This is a genomic window from Aeribacillus sp. FSL K6-2848 (assembly GCF_038004325.1).
In the GTDB taxonomy this organism is placed as follows: Bacteria; Bacillota; Bacilli; order Bacillales; family Aeribacillaceae; genus Aeribacillus; species Aeribacillus composti.
This window is the reverse complement of record NZ_JBBOQQ010000001.1, coordinates 3,372,926-3,399,669: the sequence shown is the minus strand read 5'-3', so window position 1 is coordinate 3,399,669 and position 26,744 is coordinate 3,372,926. Positions and strand designations below refer to the sequence as shown.

Annotated in this window: 26 protein-coding genes and 1 tRNA gene; 15 read left to right on the top strand and 12 right to left on the bottom strand. The window is 38.2% G+C overall.

The window, feature by feature from the left end; translation table 11 throughout:
- The first annotated feature begins 196 nt into the window (after nt 1-196).
- Nucleotides 197-270: transfer RNA gene (locus NSS70_RS16400), tRNA-Gly, on the top strand.
- Between the two features lie 119 nt (nt 271-389).
- On the opposite strand, the gene NSS70_RS16395 is transcribed toward NSS70_RS16400, so the two are convergent.
- Complete coding sequence (locus tag NSS70_RS16395; protein ID WP_339197207.1) at nt 390-1,055, bottom strand: B3/B4 domain-containing protein; 666 nt, start codon at nt 1,053-1,055, stop codon at nt 390-392.
- Nucleotides 1,056-1,137: 82 nt separating this feature from the next.
- Here NSS70_RS16395 and queG point away from each other — a divergent pair, with 82 nt between their 5' ends.
- From queG to trmL, 3 genes are read left to right on the top strand one after another with little or no spacing between them, the layout of a single operon-like run.
- Nucleotides 1,138-2,271: a tRNA epoxyqueuosine(34) reductase QueG gene (queG, locus tag NSS70_RS16390; RefSeq protein WP_063387242.1), complete on the top strand. Its 1,134-nt coding sequence runs from the start codon at nt 1,138-1,140 to the stop codon at nt 2,269-2,271.
- Nucleotides 2,272-2,311: 40 nt separating this feature from the next.
- A complete protein-coding gene (locus NSS70_RS16385; RefSeq protein ID WP_339197202.1) occupies nt 2,312-3,232 on the top strand; it encodes an amidase domain-containing protein in 921 nt (306 codons plus the stop codon).
- 32 nt (nt 3,233-3,264) lie between these two features.
- On the top strand, nt 3,265-3,738 hold the full coding sequence (trmL, locus tag NSS70_RS16380) for a tRNA (uridine(34)/cytosine(34)/5-carboxymethylaminomethyluridine(34)-2'-O)-methyltransferase TrmL (protein ID WP_094244585.1): 474 nt from the start codon (nt 3,265-3,267) through the stop codon (nt 3,736-3,738).
- Between the two features lie 200 nt (nt 3,739-3,938).
- Here trmL and NSS70_RS16375 read toward each other — a convergent pair whose 3' ends face one another.
- The gene (locus NSS70_RS16375; protein WP_327863191.1) at nt 3,939-5,051 is read right to left on the bottom strand and encodes a glycerol dehydrogenase; all 1,113 of its coding nucleotides are present in this window, start codon (nt 5,049-5,051) and stop codon (nt 3,939-3,941) included.
- 450 nt (nt 5,052-5,501) lie between these two features.
- Between NSS70_RS16375 and NSS70_RS16370 the strand changes: the two genes are divergently transcribed.
- Both NSS70_RS16370 and yhbH read left to right on the top strand, forming a co-directional pair.
- Complete coding sequence (locus NSS70_RS16370) at nt 5,502-7,397, top strand: PrkA family serine protein kinase (protein WP_063387245.1); 1,896 nt, start codon at nt 5,502-5,504, stop codon at nt 7,395-7,397.
- 213 nt (nt 7,398-7,610) lie between these two features.
- Nucleotides 7,611-8,777, top strand: coding sequence for a sporulation protein YhbH (gene yhbH, locus NSS70_RS16365; protein WP_339197200.1), 1,167 nt, complete (start codon nt 7,611-7,613; stop codon nt 8,775-8,777).
- Between the two features lie 269 nt (nt 8,778-9,046).
- On the opposite strand, the gene yidC is transcribed toward yhbH, so the two are convergent.
- A complete protein-coding gene (gene yidC / locus NSS70_RS16360) occupies nt 9,047-9,823 on the bottom strand; it encodes a membrane protein insertase YidC (RefSeq protein ID WP_066250911.1) in 777 nt (258 codons plus the stop codon).
- 480 nt (nt 9,824-10,303) lie between these two features.
- On the opposite strand from yidC, the gene NSS70_RS16355 reads away from it, so the two are divergent.
- From NSS70_RS16355 to NSS70_RS16345, 3 genes are read left to right on the top strand one after another with little or no spacing between them, the layout of a single operon-like run.
- A complete protein-coding gene (locus NSS70_RS16355) occupies nt 10,304-10,864 on the top strand; it encodes a biotin transporter BioY (protein ID WP_063387249.1) in 561 nt (186 codons plus the stop codon).
- Between the two features lie 11 nt (nt 10,865-10,875).
- The gene (locus tag NSS70_RS16350) at nt 10,876-12,357 is read left to right on the top strand and encodes an AMP-binding protein (RefSeq protein WP_340881972.1); all 1,482 of its coding nucleotides are present in this window, start codon (nt 10,876-10,878) and stop codon (nt 12,355-12,357) included.
- Nucleotides 12,354-13,502 carry a thiolase family protein gene (locus NSS70_RS16345; RefSeq protein WP_130156496.1) on the top strand — a complete coding sequence of 383 codons (1,149 nt, stop codon included), beginning with the start codon at nt 12,354-12,356 and terminating at the stop codon, nt 13,500-13,502. Before NSS70_RS16350 ends, NSS70_RS16345 begins: the two co-directional genes overlap by 4 nt.
- A gap of 201 nt (nt 13,503-13,703) precedes the next feature.
- Here the strand turns inward: NSS70_RS16345 and NSS70_RS16340 are convergent, their stop codons facing one another.
- Both NSS70_RS16340 and NSS70_RS16335 read right to left on the bottom strand, forming a co-directional pair.
- Nucleotides 13,704-14,321 (bottom strand): DedA family protein, encoded by a 618-nt coding sequence (locus tag NSS70_RS16340; protein ID WP_117016936.1) that lies wholly within the window; start codon nt 14,319-14,321, stop codon nt 13,704-13,706.
- Nucleotides 14,322-14,422: 101 nt separating this feature from the next.
- Complete coding sequence (locus NSS70_RS16335) at nt 14,423-14,662, bottom strand: hypothetical protein (RefSeq protein WP_339193259.1); 240 nt, start codon at nt 14,660-14,662, stop codon at nt 14,423-14,425.
- A 198-nt stretch (nt 14,663-14,860) separates the two neighbouring features.
- Here NSS70_RS16335 and NSS70_RS16330 point away from each other — a divergent pair, with 198 nt between their 5' ends.
- Together NSS70_RS16330 and NSS70_RS16325 are read left to right on the top strand one after the other, a co-directional pair.
- The gene (locus NSS70_RS16330) at nt 14,861-15,436 is read left to right on the top strand and encodes an NAD(P)H-dependent oxidoreductase (protein ID WP_327848599.1); all 576 of its coding nucleotides are present in this window, start codon (nt 14,861-14,863) and stop codon (nt 15,434-15,436) included.
- A gap of 81 nt (nt 15,437-15,517) precedes the next feature.
- Nucleotides 15,518-16,342, top strand: coding sequence for an aldo/keto reductase (locus tag NSS70_RS16325; protein WP_094244595.1), 825 nt, complete (start codon nt 15,518-15,520; stop codon nt 16,340-16,342).
- Nucleotides 16,343-16,783: 441 nt separating this feature from the next.
- Here NSS70_RS16325 and NSS70_RS16320 read toward each other — a convergent pair whose 3' ends face one another.
- Entirely contained in the window at nt 16,784-17,257 is a 474-nt protein-coding gene (locus tag NSS70_RS16320) for a thioredoxin family protein (protein WP_063387256.1), read from the bottom strand.
- Nucleotides 17,258-17,556: 299 nt separating this feature from the next.
- Nucleotides 17,557-17,976, bottom strand: coding sequence for a disulfide oxidoreductase (locus NSS70_RS16315; RefSeq protein WP_063387257.1), 420 nt, complete (start codon nt 17,974-17,976; stop codon nt 17,557-17,559).
- Between the two features lie 158 nt (nt 17,977-18,134).
- Here NSS70_RS16315 and NSS70_RS16310 point away from each other — a divergent pair, with 158 nt between their 5' ends.
- Together NSS70_RS16310 and NSS70_RS16305 are read left to right on the top strand one after the other, a co-directional pair.
- Nucleotides 18,135-18,557, top strand: coding sequence for a CBS domain-containing protein (locus NSS70_RS16310; protein ID WP_063387258.1), 423 nt, complete (start codon nt 18,135-18,137; stop codon nt 18,555-18,557).
- Between the two features lie 296 nt (nt 18,558-18,853).
- Nucleotides 18,854-20,602 (top strand): phospho-sugar mutase, encoded by a 1,749-nt coding sequence (locus NSS70_RS16305; protein WP_063387260.1) that lies wholly within the window; start codon nt 18,854-18,856, stop codon nt 20,600-20,602.
- A gap of 342 nt (nt 20,603-20,944) precedes the next feature.
- On the opposite strand, the gene NSS70_RS16300 is transcribed toward NSS70_RS16305, so the two are convergent.
- Entirely contained in the window at nt 20,945-21,190 is a 246-nt protein-coding gene (locus tag NSS70_RS16300) for a YhdB family protein (protein WP_063387261.1), read from the bottom strand.
- Between the two features lie 155 nt (nt 21,191-21,345).
- The gene (locus NSS70_RS16295; RefSeq protein ID WP_063387262.1) at nt 21,346-21,783 is read right to left on the bottom strand and encodes an Rrf2 family transcriptional regulator; all 438 of its coding nucleotides are present in this window, start codon (nt 21,781-21,783) and stop codon (nt 21,346-21,348) included.
- A 177-nt stretch (nt 21,784-21,960) separates the two neighbouring features.
- Between NSS70_RS16295 and hmpA the strand changes: the two genes are divergently transcribed.
- Nucleotides 21,961-23,181 carry an NO-inducible flavohemoprotein gene (hmpA, locus tag NSS70_RS16290; protein WP_339193257.1) on the top strand — a complete coding sequence of 407 codons (1,221 nt, stop codon included), beginning with the start codon at nt 21,961-21,963 and terminating at the stop codon, nt 23,179-23,181.
- A gap of 234 nt (nt 23,182-23,415) precedes the next feature.
- Complete coding sequence (locus tag NSS70_RS16285; protein ID WP_063387264.1) at nt 23,416-24,831, top strand: SpoVR family protein; 1,416 nt, start codon at nt 23,416-23,418, stop codon at nt 24,829-24,831.
- Between the two features lie 173 nt (nt 24,832-25,004).
- Here NSS70_RS16285 and NSS70_RS16280 read toward each other — a convergent pair whose 3' ends face one another.
- The 3 genes from NSS70_RS16280 to NSS70_RS16270 are packed head-to-tail and all read right to left on the bottom strand — an operon-like array spanning nt 25,005 to nt 26,431.
- The gene (locus tag NSS70_RS16280; RefSeq protein ID WP_066250886.1) at nt 25,005-25,694 is read right to left on the bottom strand and encodes a TerC family protein; all 690 of its coding nucleotides are present in this window, start codon (nt 25,692-25,694) and stop codon (nt 25,005-25,007) included.
- A 52-nt stretch (nt 25,695-25,746) separates the two neighbouring features.
- Nucleotides 25,747-26,022 (bottom strand): YkvA family protein, encoded by a 276-nt coding sequence (locus tag NSS70_RS16275; RefSeq protein ID WP_066250884.1) that lies wholly within the window; start codon nt 26,020-26,022, stop codon nt 25,747-25,749.
- Nucleotides 25,985-26,431, bottom strand: coding sequence for a sporulation protein (locus tag NSS70_RS16270; protein ID WP_063387267.1), 447 nt, complete (start codon nt 26,429-26,431; stop codon nt 25,985-25,987). Before NSS70_RS16270 ends, NSS70_RS16275 begins: the two co-directional genes overlap by 38 nt.
- Nucleotides 26,432-26,744: the final 313 nt, after the last annotated feature.

Here is a 26,744-nt window from a genome sequence, read left to right as displayed (position 1 = left end):
GTGCGTGTTTTTCGTCTTGATAGAAAAGAAATAATGTATGCGGGTGTAGTTTAGTGGTAAAACCTCAGCCACGAGCGATGCTTCAATGAATAAGCATCGAGTTGCCTCGACGCATTTACTTCTTCGAATAAGCTGGAAGAGGAAGAGGCATGGCAAATGCGTGTTTTTCGTTTTAATAGAAAATCGAATAATATATGCGGGTGTAGTTTAGTGGTAAAACCTCAGCCTTCCAAGCTGATGTCGTGGGTTCGATTCCCATCACCCGCTCCATACATATCATTCATCAACGCAGTGTTTCGTTTTTATAAGCAAACGAAGCATTGCGTTTTTTCATTATAGAAATTTTGTATATGGCTGCCATGCCATTAAAAGAAAGAAAAGGGAGAGGCTTAAGCGAAAATTTGTTGGCGAGCATCTCCACTGTGAATTTGAACAAACATGTTTGCCATCGCTTCAAGTAATTTTTTTGCTTCTTCTGTCCGCATCGATGGCTTTAAATAAACGATATGTAAAGCGCTTGTTGTCGAAAGCTGTACTGCTGTTCGCTTAGAATCAACATAGGGGCTTCCGAAAGGTCCGTTTGCATCACAGGTTACTAGTTTATTTTCCAAATTCACTTGGCGGCCGTTGATGGCATCATATGAATCGCCATTTTTACCGATTTTTAACGTAATAGGTCCTTTTATTTTGTTTCGGTCGTAGATGCCTAACGGAATTTCATATTTCAAGGAGAAAAAATTATTTAAGTCAACGGCTGAATGGATAGACTGTAAGTATTGCTGTTTTTGAACGCGGCGAAAAAGAGCCTCATTGGATGGGCGGTATCGATTAGGATCAGTGCCAACACGCTTAAAGACTTCCCGCCATTCTCGAATGCCGTCTAATTCAGCTGCATTTTTATTTTCTAGATCGAAAAAAATAGATTCTTGAAAGAAACGAAGTCTCCCTTTTAACATTTGGGGGGATTCGGATACTTGAATATGATCATACTCAATTAAGCCTATTTTAAAGTGAGGAATTCGTTGTTTGACCTCTTCAGCAATAAAAAATTCCATTGATTTCCCTCCTATTTTCAGCCATTTTATCTTAACATAGTTTATATATTTTTTGAAATAAAAATAAAGGGGGTGGAGCGGTGTGGATTTCGCAGTTCTCAAACAAGAAATTATTGAATACAGCAAGCAAATTGGAATCGATAAAATCGGTTTTGCGAGTGCTGATGTTTTTGAAACATTGAAGGAGCGGCTAATTGTACAGCAGCAGTTAGGATATCAGTCAGGATTCGAGGAGCCTGATATCGAAAAGCGGACAAATCCTGAGCTGCTCCTTCCAAAAGCAAAATCGATTATCTCTATAGCGTTGGCATATCCTTCAAAAATGAAAAATGCTCCCAGAAGTACAAAAAAAGAGCGGCGCGGTTTATTTTGCAGGGCTTCATGGGGGACAGACTATCACGTGATTCTAAAAGATCGGTTGAAAAAGCTGGAAAGATTTATTTTAGAAAAAGTGGACGGAGCACAGGTTAAATCGATGGTCGATACGGGGGAGCTGTCGGATCGGGCCGTAGCAGAGCGAGCCGGTATCGGATGGAGCGGAAAAAACTGCATGATTATTACACCGGAATTCGGCTCTTATGTATATTTGGGCGAAATGATTACAAATATTCCTTTTCCTCCCGACAGCCCCATTGAAGACCGATGCGGATCCTGCAACATATGTGTCGATTCATGTCCGACTGGTGCGCTCGTACAAGGCGGGCAGCTCGATTCAAAGAAATGTATTGCTTTTTTAACGCAAACAAAAGGGTTTCTGCCTGATGAATACCGTGGGAAAATCGGAAACAGGCTTTACGGCTGTGACACTTGTCAGCTTGTTTGTCCGGAAAATAAAGGAAAGGATTTCCATATCCATTCTGAAATGGAACCGGATCCTGAAATTGCAAAGCCAAAATTAAAGCCGCTTCTTCATATTTCAAACCGCGAGTTTAAAGAAAAATTCGGCCATATAGCTGGTTCATGGAGAGGAAAAAAACCGATTCAGCGAAATGCGATCATCGCTTTAGCCCATTATAAAGATAGAACGGCTTTGCCTGACTTAATTAAACTGATGCACGAAGATTCAAGACCGATTATTCGGGGAACCGCCGCATGGGCGATTGGAAGGATAGGAGATCAATCAGTGCTTTTTGAATTGGAAAAAGCTCTGGAAAAAGAACAAGATGAAGAAGTAAAGAATGAAATTGTCAAAGGAATTGAAATGTTGAAAGCATGATTTTAATTGTCACCATCATACGTATATAGAAGAAACGAAAATGGTGGTGACAAATGTGGACGTACAGGCTGTTTATCGAAAAATAAATGAAAAGCTGCAATTTTTAGTGAACAAATCTGTCAATCACAATCGGCAGCAATCTTCAGAGCTTGAATGGTGTGAAAAGAAAAAAGAGCTGGCAGCAAAACGAAAAGCGGAAATAGTGAAAGCGACTTGTCTCATAAAATGGCCGAAACAGATCGAAGATGAGGCAACCGTTGTAGATTATTTATGTGATTACAGGCTTCTTTATAAGCAGGGTGATTTTTTATATATAGAAGAAATTGGGGAAGAGCGGGTAGCGAAGTTTTCCAATAAAGGTCATTTAATATCTGATGAAGTTAAACTAAAAGACTGTTTTCATAAAGATGAAGAGGATGATTGGACAAACGAAAAATGGCAAGAAAAAGATGAACGGGTTTCTTTTCAATATGATCGGTTGAAAAGCGTCCAATATGCGGAACGGTGGTGGAACAGCAGAAATCCGAATTATCCTTATTTTGACGTAAATTGTACAAATTATGTTTCCCAATGTTTACGTGCCGGTGATGCGCCGATGAGAGGCTACCCGAACCGGTCATCAGGATGGTGGCTTGCGAATAATAATTGGAGCTACAGCTGGTCTGTAGCTCATGCGCTGATGCTGTATTTGTCCACATCGAAAACAGGACTTAGAGCGAAAGAAGTTTCGTCTCCTGAGCTGCTTAAGCCCGGGGATGTGATTTGTTATGATTTTCAAGGCGACGGCAGATTTGACCATTCAACATTTGTTGTTGCAAAAGATAAAAGCGATATGCCGCTTGTCAATGCCCAAACATCCAACAGCCGAATGAGATATTGGTCGTACGAAGACTCAACTGCCTATACAGAAAACATTCAATATAAATTTTTTCATATCATTGATGATAATGAGGATTCTTAAAAATGTTATAATAGTTTTCGAGGTGAATCATTGTGGCATTACACGTTGTTTTATATCAACCAGAAATCCCTGCAAATACTGGAAATATTGCTAGAACTTGTGCGGCGACTAATACAGCCCTTCATTTAATTCGTCCTTTAGGTTTTTCAACGGATGATAAAATGCTTCGACGCGCAGGGCTTGATTATTGGGAATTTGTAAACATTCATTATTATGATTCTCTTGACCATTTTTTTCAGCAAAACCAGAACGGGGATTTCTACTATATAACTAAATTTGGAAAACGATATTATACGAGCTATGATTTTAGTGATCCTTCCAAAGAGATTTTCTTCATTTTTGGACGTGAAACAACAGGACTTCCAAAAGAATTGCTTGCAGAAAATGAAGATCGGTGTTTGCGCATTCCAATGACGGAAAACGTTCGGGCATTAAATTTGTCGAACACTGCCGCTATTTTAGTGTATGAGGCGCTAAGACAGCAAAGCTTTCATGGATTATCTTAAACACTTTTAGTTTTGGGCTTCTTTCGGATTGTAAATATACATTATTTTTGGCGGTTATTCTGTTCAAATATAAAGGAAGTATGAGAAGGAGCGGACTACCATAAGGTTAAAAAAGCAAATACAAAGGCCAGAGCTGTCAAAGCGCCTGGCCTTTTTTGCAGTCAACAAGGTATCCCATGAAGAAATGCCAATTCAAAACGTTATTTGCGGTGTTTTTCTTTATATGCTTTCGCATATTGATCAGCAGCAAAAATCGCATCTGCTACATCATCAGCTGTCACATTGAATGCATTATGGATTGTTTCCCCTTCTGCGGTTGCTGCTTTAGCGACTTTTAGTATATCTTCGCGTGAAGCATCTTTTAATTTAATGTCCTCCAACGTGACTGGCAAATCAAGGCTCAAATAAAGCTCAATATAGCGTTCAATTTCTTGTTGTGAATGTTCTTCGAGAGCGAGCTGGACAAGAGTACCAAATGCCACTTTCTCTCCGTGTGTCAAATGATGTATTTCGCCTTCTAACGCGGTAAATCCGTTATGAATAGCATGAGCCGCTGCCAAACCGCCGCTTTCAAAACCTAGTCCGCTAAGGAGCGTGTTTGCTTCGACGACCGCTTCTAACGCAGGGGTGACCACTTTTGCTTTTACTGATTCATAGGCAAGCTTCCCGTACTTGAATAAAGTTTGTTCACATTTTTCTGCAATTGCTTCAGCTGCAATTGTAGGGATACCGCCCGCCATCGTTTTTCCTCCGGATTTTATAACACTGCGTGCTTCCACCCAAGTTGCAAGTGCATCAGCGATTCCAGAGGCAAGTAAACGTGGCGGAGCATTAGCGATAATTTTCGTATCGACAAGTACAAGATCTGGATTCTTTTTATAAAAACGGTAGCTTTCAAATACGCCGTCATCAGAATATATAACAGAAAGAGCACTAGTTGGAGCATCAGTTGAAGCAGCTGTCGGCACAATCACTATATAAGCATCTAATTCATCCGCTACCGCTTTTGCGGTATCTAACGTTTTTCCTCCACCAACGCCGATTACAATAGTAGCTTCTGCTTTTCTTGCAATATTCGCGATTCTTTCTACCTCGTTTCTCGAAGCTTCTCCGCTAAAAACTACTTCTTCGGCTGCAATATTTCCTTTTTTTAATTCGTTTACAATTGTATGCCCAGCAATTTTCCAAACTATTTCATCAGCTATCACGACTGTCTTGTTTCCAATTCCTTCAAGATAATTCGCGATTTTTGTAATGACATTTTTACCTTGAACATATTTTGCAGGGCTGATAAATACTCTTTCTACCGCCATAATTAGCACCCCTTTTATGTTTTTGGAGTTATTTTCATGGAACTAAAACAAGCCGCAATTCCCTACCTGCTTTATCGCTTCACAAAATTATCGGGAGGACTACTTGTGAACAAATCATCAATATGCACAAAATTATTTTTTGTTGACACCAGGTTTATCGTTGTATCCTGCAGTGAAAATAGCAATTAAAAATGTGATGCAGACACCTAAAACTAAAGCAGTTTTCATGAAAAAGATCCCTCCTTCATATGTACAACGTAATCAAAAATTACTAGTTTTATTATACATTAACATTCCCAACGAGTGAAAGAATTTCCCTAAGGTTTGTCATTTTGTCAAAATTTTTTAACTCATTTTCAAATATTAAGCTAATCAAAAATCATCTTTAAGGACATCCTCGCATAAATTGTATTAATCTGGTGCTCAAACCAACGATGGAGGAGGTCCCTGATGGATATTTTGAAAAAAATCGAAAAGCATAGAGAAATGGAAGAGCGCTTAAAATGGGAAGGCACCTTCGCTGAATATTTGGAAATATTAAAAGAAAAACCATGGATAGCCCAATCCGCCCACTCTCGCGTTTATAATATGATAAAAGATGCAGGGATTGAGGAGATTAATGGCCGAAAACGATATAAATTTTTCAACCAGGAAATTTTCGGACTGGACGAAGCATTGGAACGGCTTGTGGAAGAATATTTTCATCCCGCTGCTAAGCGGCTGGATGTAAGAAAAAGAATTCTGTTGTTAATGGGTCCTGTCAGCGGCGGAAAATCTACACTTGTCACTTTGTTAAAAAGGGGATTAGAAGAATATTCGAAAACCGATAGAGGTGCAGTTTATGCAATTAAAGGCTGCCCGATGCATGAAGATCCTTTGCACTTAATTCCGCACCATCTTCGCGATGACTTTTATAAAGAATACGGCATTCGAATTGAAGGCAATTTATCTCCACTTAATATGATGCGCCTTGAAGAAGAATACGGCGGAAGAATTGAGGATGTTTTAGTTGAACGAATTTTTTTCTCAGAAGACAAACGGGTAGGAATCGGCACATTCAGTCCGTCTGATCCAAAATCGCAGGATATTGCCGATTTAACGGGAAGTATAGATTTTTCTACAATTGCTGAATACGGCTCAGAATCCGATCCGAGGGCTTATCGATTTGATGGAGAGCTTAACAAGGCAAACAGAGGAATGATGGAGTTTCAAGAGATGTTGAAATGTGATGAAAAATTTTTATGGCATCTGCTATCTCTAACTCAGGAAGGAAATTTTAAAGCGGGCCGATTCGCGCTCATTTCAGCTGATGAGCTCATAGTCGCTCACACGAATGAAACAGAATATCGTTCATTTATTTCAAACAAAAAAAATGAGGCTCTCCATTCGCGAATTATCGTCATGCCGATCCCGTATAATTTAAAGGTCTCCGATGAAGAAAGAATTTACGAAAAAATGATTAAAGAAAGCGATGTATCCGATGTTCATATCGCTCCTCATACATTGAGAGTAGCGGCAATGTTTACTATTTTAACCCGTTTAAAGGAGCCGAAGAGATCGGATATCGATCTTGTGAAAAAGATGCGGCTTTACGACGGAGAATTGGTTGAAGGGTTTAATGCTGTAGATGTGGAAGAGCTAAAAAAAGAATATCCGGAAGAAGGAATGAGCGGCATCGATCCTCGTTACGTCATCAATCGGATTTCTTCTACCATTATTCGGAAAGAAGTGCCTTCTATCAATGCGTTAGATGTACTTCGTTCGTTAAAAGAAGGTTTATATCAGCATCCTTCGATTTCAGAAGAAGACCGTGAGCGTTATTTGAATTTCATTTCCATCGCGCGGAAAGAATACGATGAAATTGCGAAAAAAGAGGTTCAAAAGGCGTTTGTCTATTCATATGAAGAATCAGCAAAAACTTTAATGGACAACTATTTAGATAATGTTGAAGCGTATTGCAATAAAAGCAAAATCCGCGATCCGCTGACAGGCGAGGAAATGAATCCGGATGAAAAATTGATGCGTTCGATTGAGGAGCAAATCGGCATCTCAGAAAATGCAAAAAAAGCTTTCCGAGAAGAAATTTTGATTCGCATTTCAGCATATGCAAGAAAAGGGAAACGTTTTGACTACAATTCCCATGAGCGGTTGCGCGAAGCTATTCAAAAAAAATTGTTTGCAGATTTGAAGGACGTTGTGAAAATTACAACGTCAACTAAAACGCCTGACGAACAGCAATTAAAGAAAATTAACGAGGTTGTAGCGAGACTCATTGATGAATATGGATACAATTCGACATCTGCCAATGAACTTCTTCGCTATGTAGGCAGCTTGCTAAATCGTTGACAATTGAAGCTGGCTTCATTCATGATTCGCCCAATGGGCGCTATTTTTTTCAAAATTTCCAATCAAAAAAGGTGTGCAATAGCTGTTTTTTATAACAGCATGTCAATTATGGAAGATTCAAGCATATGATAGAATAATCTCTTATTTTTCAAACAAACCCATTCGTATGAATATAATAAAAGAATTGCCAAGTTTTTTAAGGGAGGGAAAAAAATGACATCCAAAGGGAACCATCACTTTGTTGTTTCTAGAGAGGATTGGTCCCTCCATCGTAAAGGCCATGATGACCAAGTTCGCCATCAAGAAAAAGTGCAAGAAGCGATTCGCAATAATCTCCCTGATCTTATTTCAGAAGAAAGCATCATCATGTCAAACGGAAAAAATGTAGTAAAAATTCCGATACGGTCGCTTGATGAATATAAAATTCGATATAACTATGACAAAAACAAACATGTCGGCCAAGGAGAGGGAGACAGTAAAATTGGCGATGTCGTTGCGAGGGATGGCAGCAATGATGCACAAGCAGCTGGGAAAGGTGAAGGCGCTGGAGATTTGCCTGGAGAGGACTATTATGAAGCTGAAGTGTCGATTATGGACTTGGAAAAAGCGTTCTTTCAGGAACTTGAACTTCCAGATTTACAGCAAAAGGAAATGGATGTGAATATTGCTGAAAAAATAGAATTTAACGATGTTCGCCGTACAGGCCTTATGGGAAACATTGATAAAAAACGGACAATGCTTTCGGCATTTAAACGAAATGCGATGGCAGGAAAACGAAGTTTTTATCCGATATATCCGGAAGATTTGAAATTTAAAACTTGGAACGAAGTGGAAAAACCAGAGTCAAAAGCTGTTGTGCTTGCAATGATGGATACGAGCGGTTCTATGGGAATATGGGAAAAATACATGGCGAGAAGTTTCTTCTTTTGGATGATTAGATTTTTAAGATCGAAATACGAAACGGTAGATATTGAATTTATTGCCCATCATACGGAGGCAAAGGTTGTCACTGAGGATGAATTTTTTTCAAAAGGTGAAAGCGGAGGCACTATATGTTCTTCTGCCTATCGAAAAGCATTAGCACTTATTGAAGATAAATACTCGCCTTCCCGGTACAATATTTATCCATTCCATTTTTCCGATGGAGATAATTTAACTTCAGACAACAGCCGATGCGTGAAGCTTGTGGAAGAACTGATGAAAATTTGCAACATCTTTTGTTACGGCGAGGTCAACCAGTACAACAGATACTCCACCTTAATGTCTGCTTATAAAAACATCAACAATCCAAAATTCCGCTATTTTGTGTTAAAGCAAAAAGCAGATGTGTTTCATGCGATGAAAACTTTTTTTAAAAAACAAGAAAGTAAAACCAGCTAAATGTGAAAAGGGGCCTGACATAGGTCCCTTCTTTTGTTTTGCAGTTTCTAGTAACAGCTGTTCAAAAAGATTTTTTGAAGGAAAAATTTCAGCAGATTCATTTGAATGTTGGAGAGAAGATAAGCACGAAGATTTTCACAGTCCCTTTCAACCAAAAAAATTTCCTCCTGCGCTAGACAGGTTATTTTACTGTCTAACGCAAGAGGAAAGATCAATTCGCTAATTTATTCATATTGTTCGCAAAAGGTATTTTTGTACGGCTACTGATTCTACTGTTCAGAGTTCTGGCCTTTTTCTTTTTCTATTGGTTTATAGTAGAGCTTTTGCGCAAGTAATGTTTGCAGAATAAGGAATGATCCGCTCACTGTCCAGTAAAGAGGCAAGGCAGCGGGTGAAGCAAAAGAAGCTGTTCCTATCATTAGCGGCGACAGCATTCCCATCATTTTCATCGGTCCTTGCAATTGATCTTCAGGTACCGTTCTAATGGAAACTTTAAATTGCACATAATAAATAGCTGCAGCACAAAGCGTCAAAATAAGGTCAGGTGTTCCGAGATTAAACCATAAAAATGAATGTGTTGCAATTTCTTTCGAACCGCGAATGGCATAATACAGCCCCATGATGATCGGCATTTGAATAATAATGGGAAGGCAGCCCATTTTCAATGGATTGATGTCGTGCTTTCGATAGAAATCCATCATTTCCTTTTGAATTTTTTGTTGTTCTGCTTGATCCTTCGCCTTTTTAAACCTTTCTTGCAGCTCCTTCATCTCCGGCATAACTTTCTCCATTTTCAATTTCATATTTTGCTGGTCTTTATATTGGCGAAGCATTAACGGCATAAGAATCAACCGAATCAAGACCGTAATTAAAATAATCGCGATTCCATAGCTGCCGTGAAACCAGTCCGCAAAAGTTTTAATAATAATTGAAAAAGGTTCAACGAATGTTTGCTGGAAAAAGCCTGATTGATTTGAGCTGCCAGCGCTGCATCCAGTTAGTGCAACAAAAGTGATCATGACTACGATATACAAAATATTCCGCATCTTTTTCCTCCTTATAAATAAACAAAATGTGTCTCCAACAGGGAAGGAAAAAGATGATCCTCCTTATCGTCCGGTCCCTCTTTCCGCTTTCTTTTCTTTATAAGAAATGAAAGAAAAAGGAAAGTGAAATACGGGATCTCTCTTGAAATGCTGTCAAAAAAGCTGTTTTTGAACTGTTCAAATTTCGCTTTGGCAGAAATTTGATAACCAGTACGGACATAACGATGAAAAAAGTTTAGCCCGATCTGTATGCAGATCTGCAGTGAAAGGGCGATGATTAATGTATCAAAAGTCAGCTCTAGTTCGGGCACAAGAGTCACCTCAATAGCAATTATAAAAATATTGTATCGTGAACAAGCCTAATTGTCATTTCTTTATGAAAAAACATTTTAATGTAAACTTAAATAAATTTCAGGTTTACAAAAATCGTTATTTCAACTATTATGTGATTATAAAATTTTTTCGAAAGGAGTTATTTGTATGAAGTTATATGATATGGTATTAGTATCAATGTTCGCGGCTGTTGTTGCTGTGCTCGGCCTCATACCGCCGATTGCGCTTCCGTTCACGCCAGTGCCAATCACCGCTCAAACATTGGGTGTGATGCTGGCAGGGGCAATGTTAGGATCCAAACGAGGATTTATCAGTTTATTGTTGTTTGTATTACTTGTAGGAGCCGGAGCACCGATTCTTGCTGGCGGAAGAGGCGGGCTGGCAGTATTATTTGGTCCGAGCGGTGGATATATTTTATCTTGGCCTTTTGCATCCTTTATAATAGGTTTTTTAGTTGAAAAGAATTTTGAAAAATTAGCATTTTGGAAAGTGTTAGTATTTAATATAATTGGTGGTATTTTATTTGTTTATTTATGCGGCATTTCTTATTTGTCTTGGATTGCCAATATGAATTGGATAAGTGCGAGCATATCGGCGTTGGCTTATATTCCAGGAGATTTAACAAAAGCGGTGATTTCAGCATTTTTGGCAGTAAGAATTCAAAAATCGTATCCATTGATTAAAGCTCGTAATAAACAGGCTGCTTAAGGGGTGAGCTGATGGGGATCGGGAGAAACATTAGCCAATTTGCATACGAACATCCTCAAAAACCGGCAATTCAACAAATAAATGGAGAGACGGTTACATATTATGAACTGTACGAAAATATAAAAAAAATACAAACAGCTTTCATTCGATTGACAAACAAAAAAAATATAAAAGTTGGCATATTAATGGGAAACACTTCAGAATTTTTAGAAGTGTTTTTTGCCGTTATTACACTTGGCGGGATTGCTGTTCCTTTTGATCCAAAATGGAAAAAGCGCGATATCCGGCATGTATTGGAAAGCTGCCAGCTGGATATATGCATTGGAAGCCGCAATTTTTTGGAGAGGACCGGAATAAAGCATGAGAACGTCATGTTAATTGATGAAATAAAAAAAGATGTCCAAACGGATCATCACGAGAAGTGGGAAGAGTTTGATGAAGAATTGTTTTATCTCGGCTTTACTTCAGGTTCAACTGGAAAACCGAAAGGATATATGAGAAATCATAAATCCTGGCTGGAAAGCTTTAATGTAGGAGAACAAATTTTTGGATATGGAAAAAATGATGTCATCATTGCTCCCGGCCCTTTATGTCATTCGTTGTCCTTGTTTGCGGCTGTTCACGCCTTACATATCGGGGCGACTTTTTATTTGCTCCCGGCTTTTTCTCAAAAGGAAACATTCAATATTTTGTTAAAGAGAGAGGCAACTGTATTTTATGGCGTTCCAACGATGATTCAAGCTTTGCTTCAAATGATGAAAAATGAAGAGAAATGCATAATGAACAATGTAACAATCATTTCGTCTGGTGCAAAGCTTTCTTATGAAGCTAGAAAGCAGTTAAAAGAAAAGTTTCCGAACGGACAGTTGTTTGAGTTTTATGGCGCATCGGAATTAAGCTTTGTCAGTTATGTCGATGATGAAATTTTTAAAATAGCGCCAAAAAGTGTCGGCATTCCTTTTCCAGGTGTGGAAGTAGCAATCAGAAAAAAAGATGGGTCGGAAGCATCCTTTAATGAAGTTGGGGAAGTAGTCGTACGCAGCAATTTATTATTTTCAGGGTATTTCAACAACCCGATTGAAACAAAAAATGTATTGAAGGATGACGGCGCATCAATTGGTGATTTAGGGTACTTAGACGAGAACGGTTTTCTAACGATCGTTGGACGCGAGAAAAATATGTTCATCAGCGGCGGTTTAAATATTTATCCGGAAGAAATTGAAAAAGTTTTGAAGGAACGGGATGAGGTTGAGGAAGCGGTTGTTATCGGAGTAGAGGACGATTATTGGGGGCAGAAGCCGGTTGCATTTATTAAATGGAAAGAGAAAGCTCAGCATAGAAGCTTCAATGCATTAAAGCGCTATTGCCGATCTGAGCTCCCGTTATATAAATGCCCGCGAACGTTTTATGAAGTGGACGAGTTCCCTTATACATCCAGCGGAAAGATTGCGCGAAAAGAACTTGAATTCATTGTGAAAGGGGAAGAAAAATGACGATCCCTGTCATTGTTATGGCAAAAAGAACGCCTATTGGAAAAATGGGGGGAATGTTTAAAAACGTCCGCCCTGAACAACTGGCTGCTGCAGTCATCAAAGCGATTGTAGACGAGAGCGGAATCGATCCGCAGGAAATTGATGAAGTTATTTTAGGAAATGCGGTCGGTCCAGGAGGAAATATCGCTAGACTCTCACTCCTTTTAGCGGGGCTTCCCGATCAAGTTCCGGGTATTACTGTTGATCGCCAATGCGGATCAGGATTGGAAGCGGTGAATCTCGCTTGCCGGCTTGTCCAATCAGGAGCCGGCGACATTTATATTGCCGGAGGAGTCGAAAGTACAAGCCTTGCCCCTTGGAGAATTGAAAAACCTTTATCTTTATATGAAATGAAGCCACCTAAGATCTATACGAGAGCACGGTTTTCGCCGGAGTCGTTCGGTGATCCTGAAATGGGGGAAGCGGCGGAAAATGTTGCGGAAGCGTTTCAAATTTCAAGGGAAGAGCAGGACTTGTTTGCATACAGCAGCCATCAAAAAGCGGTTCAAGCGATGGAGAATGACAGATTCAGCAGTGAAATTGTCCCTGTAAATGGCATGGATCGTGATGAATGTCCAAGGAAAAGGTTGAGCTTGGAAAGGCTTCGTGCCATGAAGCCGATATTTAAAGAAAATGGCACAGTCACTGTTGGCAATTCTTGTCCATTGAATGACGGGGCTTGTGCCGTCCTTGTCATGTCTGAAAAAAAATGCCGAGAGCTTGGGCTTCTGCCCGTTCTGAAATTTGTCGATTGTACAAGTGCAGGTGTCGATCCGAACCTTTTAGGCATTGGTCCTGTTCCAGCAGTGCAACAGCTGCTGAAACGAACCGGCTTCCAAATGGAGGATATCGATTTAATCGAATTTAATGAAGCTTTTGCCTCTCAAGTATTGGCTTCTGTTAAGCAATTAAACATCCCATTGGAAAAGCTGAATGTGGGAGGAGGGGCTATTGCCATCGGACATCCTTATGGTGCTTCAGGCGCTATTCTTGTTGCAAGGCTTTGCACAGAAATGAAAAGATTGAGAGGCAAACGGGCAATCGCAACATTAGGAATCGCAGGTGGTCTGGGCCTCGCTACATTGTTTGAATTGTATGACGCATAAAACAAATCATTGGAAAGCGCGTTTTCGAAGCAGCTTTCCAATATCCTTTCATTCGGCCAGACAAGTGGAAATAATCGCTTATCAGCGATGAATGGAATAGCTAAGCCTCAATCATCATTGCGAGCGGTATTTGTTTGATTGAGGCGAGCTAAAAGTATAAAAAACGTGCATATATTATTTTTCAGCGCTTCAGGCAAAGCGTTATGATTTGGAGCGTCGGAATCGAAAAAAATACCAAATGATGATTGCAGCAAATACAAGAACGGCGATCACAGCATAAATGATTTTTGAATAAATGTCTATGTATTCGGTAATGAGAGGCCAAGCTTCTCCTAATCCCGCGCCAACCGATACGAGAAATATATTCCATACGAGAGAACCGATCGTAGTGAAAATCAAAAATAAAACGAAATTCATGTTGGACATTCCAGCAGGAATGGAAATTAAGCTTCGCAATAACGGAATAACTCGGCAAAATAACACAGTCCATATGCCGTAACGGTCAAACCAATTGTCTGCTTTATGTATATCCTCTTTTGAAATTTTCAATATGTATCCCCAACGGTCAACAATTTTTTCCAACCTCTCAACATCTAGCAACAGACCGACGCCGTATAAAATGATTGCACCGACAACGGAGCCGCAAGTTGCCGCCAAAATAACTCCTGGAACTGTCAAGTTCGAATAAGTGGTCATAAAACCGCCAAAAGGAAGGACAATTTCGGACGGAATCGGTGGAAAAATGTTTTCTAGCGCAATAATTAAAAAAATTCCGAGGTAGCCATATTGCTCCATAAATTCTGTAATCCAGTTTTCCATTCAAGTTCCTCCTAATAAAGAACAAATTCTCTATATATTATACTAAAGAAATTGTCCAAAAAATGATCAAAAATAAAATCTAGCCAATTGACTGGATGTCCCTAAAGAAGTATATAAAGCTGATAAAGTACAAGTAGAACGGTGGACACAATGAAAATGTTTTTGGCTACTATTTGTTTTTTCTGTTTGTCGATGATTTTCAATTCTTTTTTATTTACTTTCGAGTGATTGGCTGCAATCCATTGTTTTACTTCCCATTTGTTTTGACAGGTCGCTAAATACGTTTCTCCATTTTTTCCAGTTGCATGAATAATAAAACGGCAAGTTTTTTTTGTACTCAAATAGTATTCCCAACCTTTTCAAAAAAAGATTTAGATTACTGTTATTTTATCAATTTCCAACTAACTTTCAACCTTATTTTATAATTATTTTCCATTTCAAAAATTATGAAAAATGAAAGGGGATTCATTATTTTCTGTCGTGCATGAAGTTTAACAAGAACTTTCATACTAAAAGTAACATCGTCTGGAGGTAGTTTTATGAATTCACTGATTATTTACGCCCATCCAAATCCAAACAGTTTTAATTACGCGATCTTGCAGACTACTGTACAAAAACTTCAGCAAAAGCAGCATGAAATTAGAATTCGGGATTTATATGAAATGAACTTTAATCCTGTCTTAAAAGAGGATTACTTTACAAAACACAATCCAGCCGTATCCAAAGCGATACAAGAAGAGCAAATGCATTTTTCGTGGGCAAAACAATTAATTTTTATTTATCCGACATGGTGGAACGGCATGCCCGCTATTTTAAAAGGATATATCGAAAAAATATTCACGAATGGCTTCGCTTTTACGTTTACGGATGAAGGGGCAAAAGGGCTTTTGCAAAATAAAAGAGCGATTATTTTTCAAACAACATCTCATCCGGAAAATTATTTAAAGCCGTATCAGTTAATTGCATCAATGGAGACAATCGTTGATGTCGGTATTTTAAATTTTTGCGGGATTGAAACAATCACTCATAAGTTTTTTTATTCGGTTCCTTATGTCGATGAAAATACGAAAAAGGCGATGCTAAAGGAAGTGGAAGATATTGTTGAAATGATTTAATTTTTTCGAAATATTCACTTTTTGACAGGGATCATGCATAATAGAAGTGATGCACCAAAACTAGAAAGGGAGTGGAGTTGGTTGGTCAAAAGCTTGCAAGATACGGTGACTTTACATAATGGTGTTAAAATGCCGTGGTTTGGTTTAGGCGTATATAAAGTCAATGAAGGGGAAGAAGTGATTCAAGCTGTAAAATCAGCAATTAAAGCGGGCTACCGCAGCATAGATACGGCGGCATATTATAAAAATGAAGAGGGAGTCGGAATTGCGATAAAAGAATCGGGAATACCGAGAGAAGAACTATTTATCACAACAAAAGTTTGGAATGACGATCAAGGCTACGACTCTACATTAAAAGCGTTTGATGACAGCCTAAATCGATTAGGATTAGACTATTTGGATCTATATTTAATCCACTGGCCAGTTTCAGGAAAATATAAAGAAACATGGAAGGCATTAGAACGGTTGTATAAAGACGGAAGAGTTCGGGCGATTGGAGTCTGCAACTTCCATGTTCACCATTTAGAGGATTTATTGCAAAGTGCGGAGATTAAACCGATGGTTAATCAGGTGGAATTTCATCCAAGATTAACACAGGAGGAACTTAGAAAATATTGCAAAGAGCAAAACATTCAATTTGAAGCTTGGTCCCCGCTTATGAGAGGTGGGCTTCTCGATAATGAAACTTTAGCCGAGATTGCTGAAAAATACAATAAAACGATCGCACAGGTGATTCTCCGTTGGGATCTTCAACATGAGGTCGTGACAATTCCAAAATCGACAAAAGAGCATCGAATTATTGAAAATGCTTCTATTTTCGATTTTGAACTATCTCAAGAAGATATGGAAAAAATCGATTCCCTCAATAAAAATGAGCGGATAGGTCCTGATCCTGATACTTTTTAAAAGGTAAGAAATAAGAAATCGGTAATACTACAAGCCTTTCCTATATGCTGTTCAGCAGCTTTTGAAAGGTGAAAAAATGCTTCAGCTTCAATGGAAATACATTTGTGAGCTTGAAGAAGAAATATGTTTGGAAATCTTTCCGGATAAATTGATTATTTTGCGATAGTGATTTGCAAATCATTCATCATTTTGCTGGAGCCAAGCGTATGAAGACGATTTATTGCAGTATGAACAAAATTTCTAAATATTGGAGATACGGATATTCTGTCCGCTTTTCCTGTTAAGATTGACAAAATTTGATTATTCAAAAAGCCGCTTTTGAAATAAAAGCGGCTTTAACTTTCTTGTGCAAGTTTTTGTTTTTCTCCGACAGACAATTGTTCCATATTGCCAAGCAAGCATTTACAGCTTCCATGTTTGTCATGAAAAGACAGGTTTTCCTTATTTTGATTTTGTCCAATTTTCCAGCGCTTCTCGAAAAACGCTTTTTTCCTGTGAACCGACGATACGATCGGCTTCTTTTCCGTTTACATAATGGACAAGCGTTGGAGTTGCATCAATTTTATACTCATCCCAGCCCTCTTCAAACTCAAGAAGGTTGTATTGGTAGATATCCACATTTAATTCTTTTGCCAAAGGCATTAAGATCGGTGTTGTGTTTTTACAGTGCGGGCAGGTAGAACTGAAAAAATAGACAATGACATCTTCTTGATTATTTAATTTTGTTTCTAGCTCATCCGGAAGTATGATGTTTTGATAATTTGGATCATCCAGCAGCTTGACGGTTTCAGGATGCAGGCTCGACTTTTTGTACGGATTTCCTTCCGCCTTTTGCTTATTTTGCAAATTTGTTACAATTGCCAGTGCCGCGAACAGTACAATAATGATTCCGCCGAATATAAGCAGTTTTTTCATATAATTTGGCGAGAAGACCCCGTAATTTTAAAAATTTTGGGGAAAGTATCGCCGTTATTCACTCCTTTCGTTCCTTTGCACTAAAAAATGTAAACCGATTTTCATAAATGACGGGAATGACGGCAACCGCAAAAAATAAATGTTTATCTTTCTAAGACCTCATGAACTTGCCGGATTGCGATTAAGTCTTAATATGGGTAAAAAAACATAATTGAAAGCTATAAATCCAAAGGTTTTGTTTGCTGGTCTATAGAATTTGCATCATTCGCCTCTTGAAAAATCTGAAAATAACGGAAACGTTATCCTTTCTGCCGTAAAATGAAAAAGCTTGTGAGGAAAATAATTGAAAAGCCAATTAAAGCCAAGAAAGGAATTGTAACGAATCCAAACCAATTAATGTAGTCGCTTGTACAAGGAACTCTTCCGCATGCGAGGCTATGTTCCCCCAAAAAAGGAATTTTTTGTATAGAATAATGGTAAATGGAAATCATGCCTCCCATAATGGACAAAGTTAAGGAATAGCTTGCAATTTTGTAATCCTTTTTTACTACAGCTATTCCAAGTATAACAACGAGCGGGTACATAAATATCCTTTGAAACCAGCACAATTTACATGGTTCGAAATGCATGATCTCAGAAAAATACAGGCTTCCTAAGGTAGAAATTAAAGAAGCGATCCAGCCTATCAACAGCAAATTGTCTTTTCGCTTATCATCCATCCAACTAACCTCTCTGTTTTCTTTCTAAAGGCATTATAATACATTTCCCCTGAATTAAAAATGATTTTGCGATGAAATCAATAAAACATCAGCTAAGAATTATTATCATTCATAAATTTTTACATATTGTTCAAACTATCAACGAAAGGAGTGAGACTATGGATAAAATTCGCGATATCATGTCTTCTAATGTCATTTCCGTTTCATCAAATCAAACTGTTCAGGAAGCTGCTCAGTTAATGAGACAGCATAATGTTGGTGCGATCCCTGTTGCAGATAATGGACAATTAAAAGGAATTATTACAGACCGTGATATTACGCTTCGCTCAACAGCTCAGGGCAAAAACGAAAGCACAACCGTTGCAGAAGTTATGTCGACAAACCCTGTATGCTGTAGTCCAGACGCGAGTCTGCAAGAAGCTGCCCAAATCATGGCACAAAATCAAATTCGCCGGTTGCCTGTAGTGGAAAATAATCAAGTTGTCGGCATGGTCGCATTAGGAGATTTAGCAACAAATAAGACTTCTGATGAAGCGGCAGGAGAAGCATTAACAAACATTTCTGAAAAAGATCTTCAATAACCCCTCTTGCAATCCCGGGATGGGAGTGCCTTGCTGAAAAAAGAGCGTCCGTTTGGCGCTCTTTTTTCCGTTCAGTGGCAAAGAGCTTTGTCGCTCGGTTTGTTTTTTTTCAAATGATACAAATAATACATAAATTTATAAATAACTCGAGAAATGGAAAGACGATCATTTGCGAAAAATATGTAAAAGCTGTTTCGAATAGTTCTAAAAATAGGGATGATCATCTCATTTCCATAAAATTTGTGATAAAATATTTCAGGAGAGAAAAAGAAGGGGAACTGGAGGGGTGTTAAGTTATGGCGAAATGGAAAGAAAATTATCAACGATGGATATCGAAAGAAGATATAGATCAAGAGCTAAAACAGCAATTACTAGAAAAAGCAGACAATGAACTCGAATTAGAGGACTGCTTTTATAAAAGCTTAGAGTTTGGTACAGGAGGAATGCGGGGAGAAATTGGCCCAGGCACAAATCGGATGAACATTTATACAATCCGCAAGGCTTCTGAGGGATTGGCAAGATATATTGAATCTTTTGGAGAAGAAGCCAAAAGACGCGGCGTGGTAATTGCTTACGATTCCCGCCACAAATCGCCGCAATTTGCTATGGAAGCGGCAAAAACTATCGCAACGCATGGTATTCAAACTTATGTATTTGATGAATTAAGGCCAACTCCTGAATTATCTTTTGCTGTCCGTTATTTAAACGCATTTTCAGGTGTTGTAATAACGGCAAGCCATAACCCGCCGGAATATAATGGATTTAAAGTTTACGGAGAGGATGGAGGTCAGATTCCTCCAAAAATAGCTGATGAAATCATCAAAAAAGTGAATGAAGTTGAAAATGAATTAGAAGTTGCTGTTGAAAATGAAGATATTTTAAAACAAAAAGGCTTGATTAAAATCATTGGAGCGGAAATAGACGAAGCATATAATGAAAAGATCAAAACGATTTCACTGAATCCTAATTTGGCAAAAGAAGTAGATGTAAAGGTCGTTTTTACGCCGCTTCATGGTACAGCCAATAAACCGGTTCGACGAGCTCTTCAATCATTAGGCTATCAAAATGTAACCGTCGTCAAAGAGCAGGAGCTTCCAGATCCAAATTTTTCGACAGTGGCTTCGCCGAATCCTGAGGAGCATGCAGCGTTTGAGCTAGCGATAAGAGAAGGGAAACGCATTGATGCTGATATTTTAATCGGAACTGACCCTGATGCTGATCGTTTAGGAGTTGCTGTCAAAAATGACAAAGGCGAATACATTGTGTTAACAGGAAACCAAACGGGTGCGATTTTGCTCAACTATATCCTTTCTGAGAAAAAGAAAAAAGGATTGCTGCCTGAAAATGGCGTTGTTCTAAAAACGATTGTTACGTCGGAAATAGGCCGCGCAATAGCGGAGGAATATGGACTAAAAACAATTGATACGCTTACCGGGTTTAAATTTATCGGGGAAAAAATTAAAGAATTTGAACAAACGAAACAATACAAATTTCAATTCGGTTATGAGGAAAGCTACGGATATTTAATTGGCGATTTTGCCAGAGACAAAGATGCCGTTCAAGCGGCCGTTTTAGCTGTTGAAGTATGTGCATTTTATAAGAAAAAAGGGCTCACACTTTATGACGGATTAATGGAAATTTTTAATCGATACGGGTATTACAGAGAAGGGTTAAAATCGTTAACCTTAAAAGGTAAGGACGGAGCAGAACAGATTAAGCGAATTTTAGAATCTTTCCGCCAAAATCCGCTTGCTGAAATTGCAGGTAAAACGGTTACGATTATCGAGGATTATTTAACAAGTGAACGTACATTGCTTCAATCGAACAAAAAGGAAACAATTGATTTGCCAAAATCAAATGTATTGAAATATTTCCTTGAAGACGGATCTTGGTTCTGTTTGCGGCCTTCGGGAACCGAGCCGAAAGTGAAATTTTATTTTGCTGTTCAGGCCGATTCACTGAATAATAGTGAAAAGGCATTGGAAGAATTAATAAATGCCGTAATGGAAAAAGTAAATGATATTCTGACAGTTAAAAAAGCTTAACTCCATTTCGATTGAGATCCCTTCAGTCTGTCCAATAAGTCTTAAAAATAAGAGCGAGGGAGAAAAACAAGACGTTTTTCCACCCTCGCTTTTTCGTTTACGCTCTTAAAAAAGCGGGCTAAGTCCCGAGTTTTGGCAAAGTTGATAGCCGATTATAGCAGCGGATCAATAGCCATGAAAAAAGGCTCCTGAAAAAACGGGCTTTCGGCAAAAACGATCGCCGCTTTCAGCATTGAAGCAATAACTTAAACGACTAAAACAGAAAGAAAAAGCAACCCCATTTTTCAGAAATAACTTTTCTGAAAAAAGGTTGCTTAAACTATTGAGTCACCTTTCTGGAAACTATTTCAGCGCGATTTCCGGTTCAACCTCTGTTACGTTTTCTAATGCATGGTCAATATAACGAAGTAAAGCATATAGTTTATGCTCAATAATTTGATAATCGTGTTCAAAATTATAAGCGTGTAAAAAATGCTCAATTTTTTTGGAAAGAAAATCGTCGTTTGTGCGCACCATTAAAATAATCAAATTGTCCCATTGCGAACGGTGCGTGTAATATAATGCTTTGTCGTAATCCATTTTATTCATAATAAACATCCCTCCCTAAAAGGAGTTATGTTTATTGTATGAATAAATCGGTTTTTTGTACCGTTGCAAATGTTGGACATAACAACAGCCGTTTCTTTCAAAACAAATGTATAAATGCCTCATTCAAAAAACGAAAGACCATTTAAGGCTTTTTTCTACTTCACATTAAACAAATGCTTCAATTCGTTTTGATTTATGATTAAATCAGCGAGTGTGTACTGATCCAGCACTTGTAAATAAGCTTGCAAGGCTTGCTGGAAAACATGGCGCAGCCTGCAGGCGGATGTGATCACACATTCGCTGTTTTTTTCATTAAAACATTCGACAAGATGGAAATCTTCTTCAGTTTTTCTGACCACATCGCCAATATTTATTTCGGATGCAGGACGTGCTAAACGGAAACCGCCATTTCGTCCTCGAATCGTTTCAATATACCCGTTTTTCCCAAGCTGGTAAATGACCTTCATTAAATGGTTTTTTGAAATGCCGTACACATCCGCAATTTCTTTAATATTGGATAATTCCTCTCGGTTTTTCGTGCCAATGTAAATGAGCACACGGAGCGAATAGTCAGTATAGTTTGTAAGACGCATTGGCCTCCCTCTCTTTGTCCGTACTAGCTCCATTATACACTGATGGATAATTTAGGTTCAAAAATGTGACATCTTTTCAAAAGATGTATTTAAAATATTGCTTTTAAGACGAAGATCAACTATTTTAAAGATATATATAAAATACATCTTTTTTTCAAAACAAAGGAGTGCAAATTTATGTTATCCGAACGTACTATTGAAATTATAAAGTCCACCGTGCCAGTTTTAGCTAAGCAAGGAACAGAAATCACAAGTCATTTTTATAAACGAATGCTTTCCAATCATCCGGAGTTATTAAATATTTTTAATCATACAAACCAACAGAAAGGAAGACAGCAAACAGCGCTAGCAACCACACTTTATGCTGCTGCCGAGCGCATTGATCAATTGGAGACGATTTTGCCAGCTGTGAAGCAAATTGCTCATAAACACAGAAGCTTAGGGGTTAAAAAAGAACACTATCCAATTGTCGGCGAAAATTTATTAGCAGCTATGAAAGAAGTGTTAGGCGATTTAGCAACAGATGAAATTATTTCTGCGTGGGAAGAAGCTTATAACGAAATTGCAAACGTATTTATCGAATTGGAGCAACGAATGTATGCTGACGCTGAAAATATGGAAGGTGGCTGGAAAGACTTTAAGCCGTTTGTTGTTGTAGATAAAGTAAAAGAAAGCTCTGTTATTACATCGTTTTACCTAAAACCGAAAGATAATGCTGTATTGCCATCATTCCTGCCCGGACAATATGTTACCGTAAAAGTAAAAATAGACGGCCATCAATATTTGCTGAATCGTCAATACAGCTTATCAGACGCTCCTGGCAAAGAATATTTTCGAATTTCTGTTAAACGTGAGGCAGAACCGGATCAACCAAAAGGGGTCGTATCGAATTACCTGCACGATGATGTTCAAATTGGAGATGAGCTTAATATTAGCGTGCCTGCTGGCGATTTTACATTGGATGTCACGCAAAACTCGCCGGTTGTTTTCATCAGCGGCGGTGTTGGAGTAACGCCAATTATGAGCATGCTGAATACAATAGCAAAAGAAAATCCTTCTAGACCGGTTCGTTTTGTTCACTCTGCTAAAAATGAAGATGTTCATGCTTTTCGTTTGGAAGTAAAAGAGTTAATGAACAGGTTGCCAAATGGAACATCCTTTATTTGTTATACGGAGCCGTCACGTCAAGAAAGCGCCAATCATACAGGTTATATGACTAAAGACATTCTTAAGCAATTCATATCTGAAAATGCAGATTATTTTATTTGCGGCCCTGTGCCATTTATGAAAGCAGTCATTAATTATTTAAAGGAGCTGGGGGTTGCTTTTGAAAATATTCATTACGAATTTTTTGGACCAGCTCTACAAATTGCGCAGCCTGAAGGTTCGACCATTTAATGTAGTTTTTCCAAAAAAGTTTTTAATATTTGGTGCCGTGAGAAGGCACCATTTTTTTTATAAGATTGTGTATTTTTGAACAGGAATGTCTCCCTTTTTTGCTTTTCGTTTGGTGACAGGCAGTTCAAGATGTGAAATGGAAATAGTGCAATCTGACACAACGTTCAAAATGTTTTTCATCATCTCCCGTTTGTTTTCATAAATTGTTGTAAGGAAAAAGAAGGGGGATGAACAATGAACAAGGAGGATCATAAAGTTCTTCAATATGCAATTGAAGAAATAACAGAAATCGCAAAGGGGTTTGGTCTTGATTTTTATCCGATGAGATATGAAATTTGTCCAGCTGATATTATTTATACATTTGGTGCATATGGAATGCCGACTCGTTTCTCCCATTGGAGCTTTGGAAAGCAATTTTATAAAATGAAGCTCCATTATGATTTAGGTCTTAGTAAAATTTATGAACTGGTGATTAACTCAAATCCTTGTTATGCCTTTTTGCTTGATACTAATTCTCTTATTCAAAATAAACTAATTGTTGCACATGTCCTCGCGCATTGTGATTTTTTTAAAAACAATATTCGCTTTAGTAATACGAAACGGGATATGGTCGAAAGCATGGCGGCAACAGCGGAAAGAATCAAGAAATATGAACTTTTATATGGAAAAAGAGAAGTGGAAAAATTTTTAGACGCGGTTTTATCCATCCAAGAACATATTGATCCGTCTTTAGTTCGGACAAAACTTTCTTGGAGCTTGGATGATGTTGATGAGGAAGAAGAGCTTAAGACATACAAAACACCGTATGATGATCTCTGGTCTTTAGGAGAAAAAAAAGAAAAAAGTGAACAGACAATCAAGAAAAAGAAAAAATTCCCTCCCAAACCGGAGAAAGACGTGCTTTTGTTTATCGAAGAGTATAGCCGGGAGCTTGAAGACTGGCAGCGTGATATTTTAACAATGATGAGAGAGGAAATGCTATACTTTTGGCCTCAGCTTGAAACAAAAATAATGAATGAAGGCTGGGCGACGTATTGGCACCAGCGGATCATGAGAGAGCTGGATTTGACCTCTGATGAAGCAATTGAATATGCTAAATTAAATGCGGGTGTCGTACAGCCGTCAAGAACGAGCATTAACCCTTATTATTTAGGTTTAAAAATATTTGAGGATATCGAAGAAAGGTATAACAATCCGACCGAGGAAATGAAAAAGCGGGGAATTCAACCCGGTTCGGGCAGGGAAAAGCTGTTTGAGGTGCGGGAAATTGAATCGGATATTTCATTTCTTCGCAACTATTTAACAAAAGATCTTGTTATGCGGGAAGACATGTACTTATTTCAAAAACAAGGCAAAGACTATAAAATTGTTGATAAAGATTGGGAAAAAGTGCGGGATCAGCTCGTAAGCATGAGGGTGAATGGCGGTTTTCCGTACATTACGGTAATGGATGGGGATTATATGAAAAACGGCGAACTATATTTAAAACATTGGTATGAAGGGATTGAACTTGATATTAAGTACCTTGAAAAGGTGCTTCCATACATTTATCAGCTTTGGGGGAGAGGTGTCCATTTAGAAACGATTATTGAGGATAAACCTGTTTTATTTAATTTTGACGGCCGGAATGTCCATCGAAAATATTTGTAATGATGGGGCTGTCCAGAAAGTCAAAATCCATTGAAAACGAAACATCATAAACATTGATATATCAACATTGCTAAAACATTAAAGGGACGTCTATAAGCCGGAAAATCGACTTATTAGACAGCCCCACGGAATTTGTTTTTAGGCTTTAGGAAAAACGGTATCAGCATCATTTTTTAAGATGCTTCTTCTTTTGCTTCCACAGGGGAAGCTTTTTTCTTTTTTAAATATCCGGCAAAAATAACGCCTGCAACAAGAATAATGGTTAAGCCCCATTTTAGAAGCGGGTTTTCTTCAAAGAAGCCTTTTAGAAATTTTTCATCTACGATCATTTTGGCTGCTGTAAAGGCAATAACGGCAGCCCCAATTGTCACGATAACTGGGAACCGTTCAATCCATTTGATGATGAGCGTGCTGCCCCACACAACGATTGGAATGGAAATTAACAATCCGATTATGACTAAAAGGAACGATCCGTGCGCGGCACCGGCAACCGCTAAAACATTATCAAGCCCCATTAAAGCGTCTGCTACAATGATCGTTTTCATAGCGGACCAAAAGCTATTCCCGGTATCGACGTTATGTTCTTTTTTATCGATGAGAAGTTTATAGGCGATCCAAAGGAGAAGAATTCCGCCGACTAATAGCAGTCCAGGGATTTTTAAAAGCCAAACAACCGCAAGCGTCGCAATTGCCCGGATAAAAATCGCTCCAAATGTCCCCCATATAATGACCTTTGTTTGTTGGTGTTTCGGCACATTTCTAGCTGCTAAACCGATTAGAATGGCATTATCACCAGCTAAAACAAGGTCAATGATAACAATCGAAAGTAATGCTGAAAAAAACTCAGGTGAGAATAGTTCCAATATTTATCACTCCTCAAATATTTTATACTCATTTCGATGTTTTTATCCTTTGTTATGCAAGACAATATTTTTCCTGTAATTCCTTCGGAGCCATTTTGATCATTTGCTGCATGATAAAAGTAAATATAACGACATCATCCACAATTCCAATTAAGGACAGGAAATCTGGTATTGCATCGAACGGCAACAGGAAATATCCAATTATGAAAGCGATCGAGAATAGCTTTTTTTTCCTATTCACCTCCTTCGATAAGAAAAATTCAAATATAAAAGGGAAAAATGAACGAAAGTTATAAATGAACCGAATTCTTTTCCATATTTTTCTCATCGTTTTCCCCTCCACTAGGTTTATTTTTTAAAATTTGTATTGTGTCATGATCCAGACTATCGATTCCTTCTTCAAACACTAATGTTGTTTTAAAACGGTATGTTAAACTGTCTGTTGTTGCGGGAAGATGCTTTGGTAAAACAAATTCAAAAGGAATTTTTGCGCAATCAGCTGGATCGATTATGTCAGGAGCGAATAACGTAATGGAGGCGATTGATTGCTGATCAGCCTGATTGTTTATTTTCATAAGATCACATTGCAGCTGCTTAATCTTTTGAGTTATAGTGCCTCCTTTAATGTAGAGCGTGCCTGTTACTTTTTCTCCTGGAGAATACGTTTCTTTATCCAGTACAAGATCGACTGTTGCAGAGCCTATTCCGATTTTGGACATATATTTTCTAAGCAGCAACTCAAATCATCCTCCCAAAAATTGTTTTAAGATGCAAAAAGACCTTTGCCATTTTTATGGCAAAGGTCTCGCTAACAACATCCAGTTGTTCAATAAAGCCGGTGGATTCCTCCACGAAATGACGACTTTATTGTTAAGCTACTCCCCTTTGGGAATTTTTATTCTTATTCCGTTTTTCTAATTTGATTATATTGGTCAAATTGCGATTTGTCTAGTATTTTTTTTACTGAAGTAAATGTGTTTTGCAAAATGTCGAACAAATAACAATTTATAAAAATAATAAGGAATTTCAATAGTTCAAATGGAAAATCCA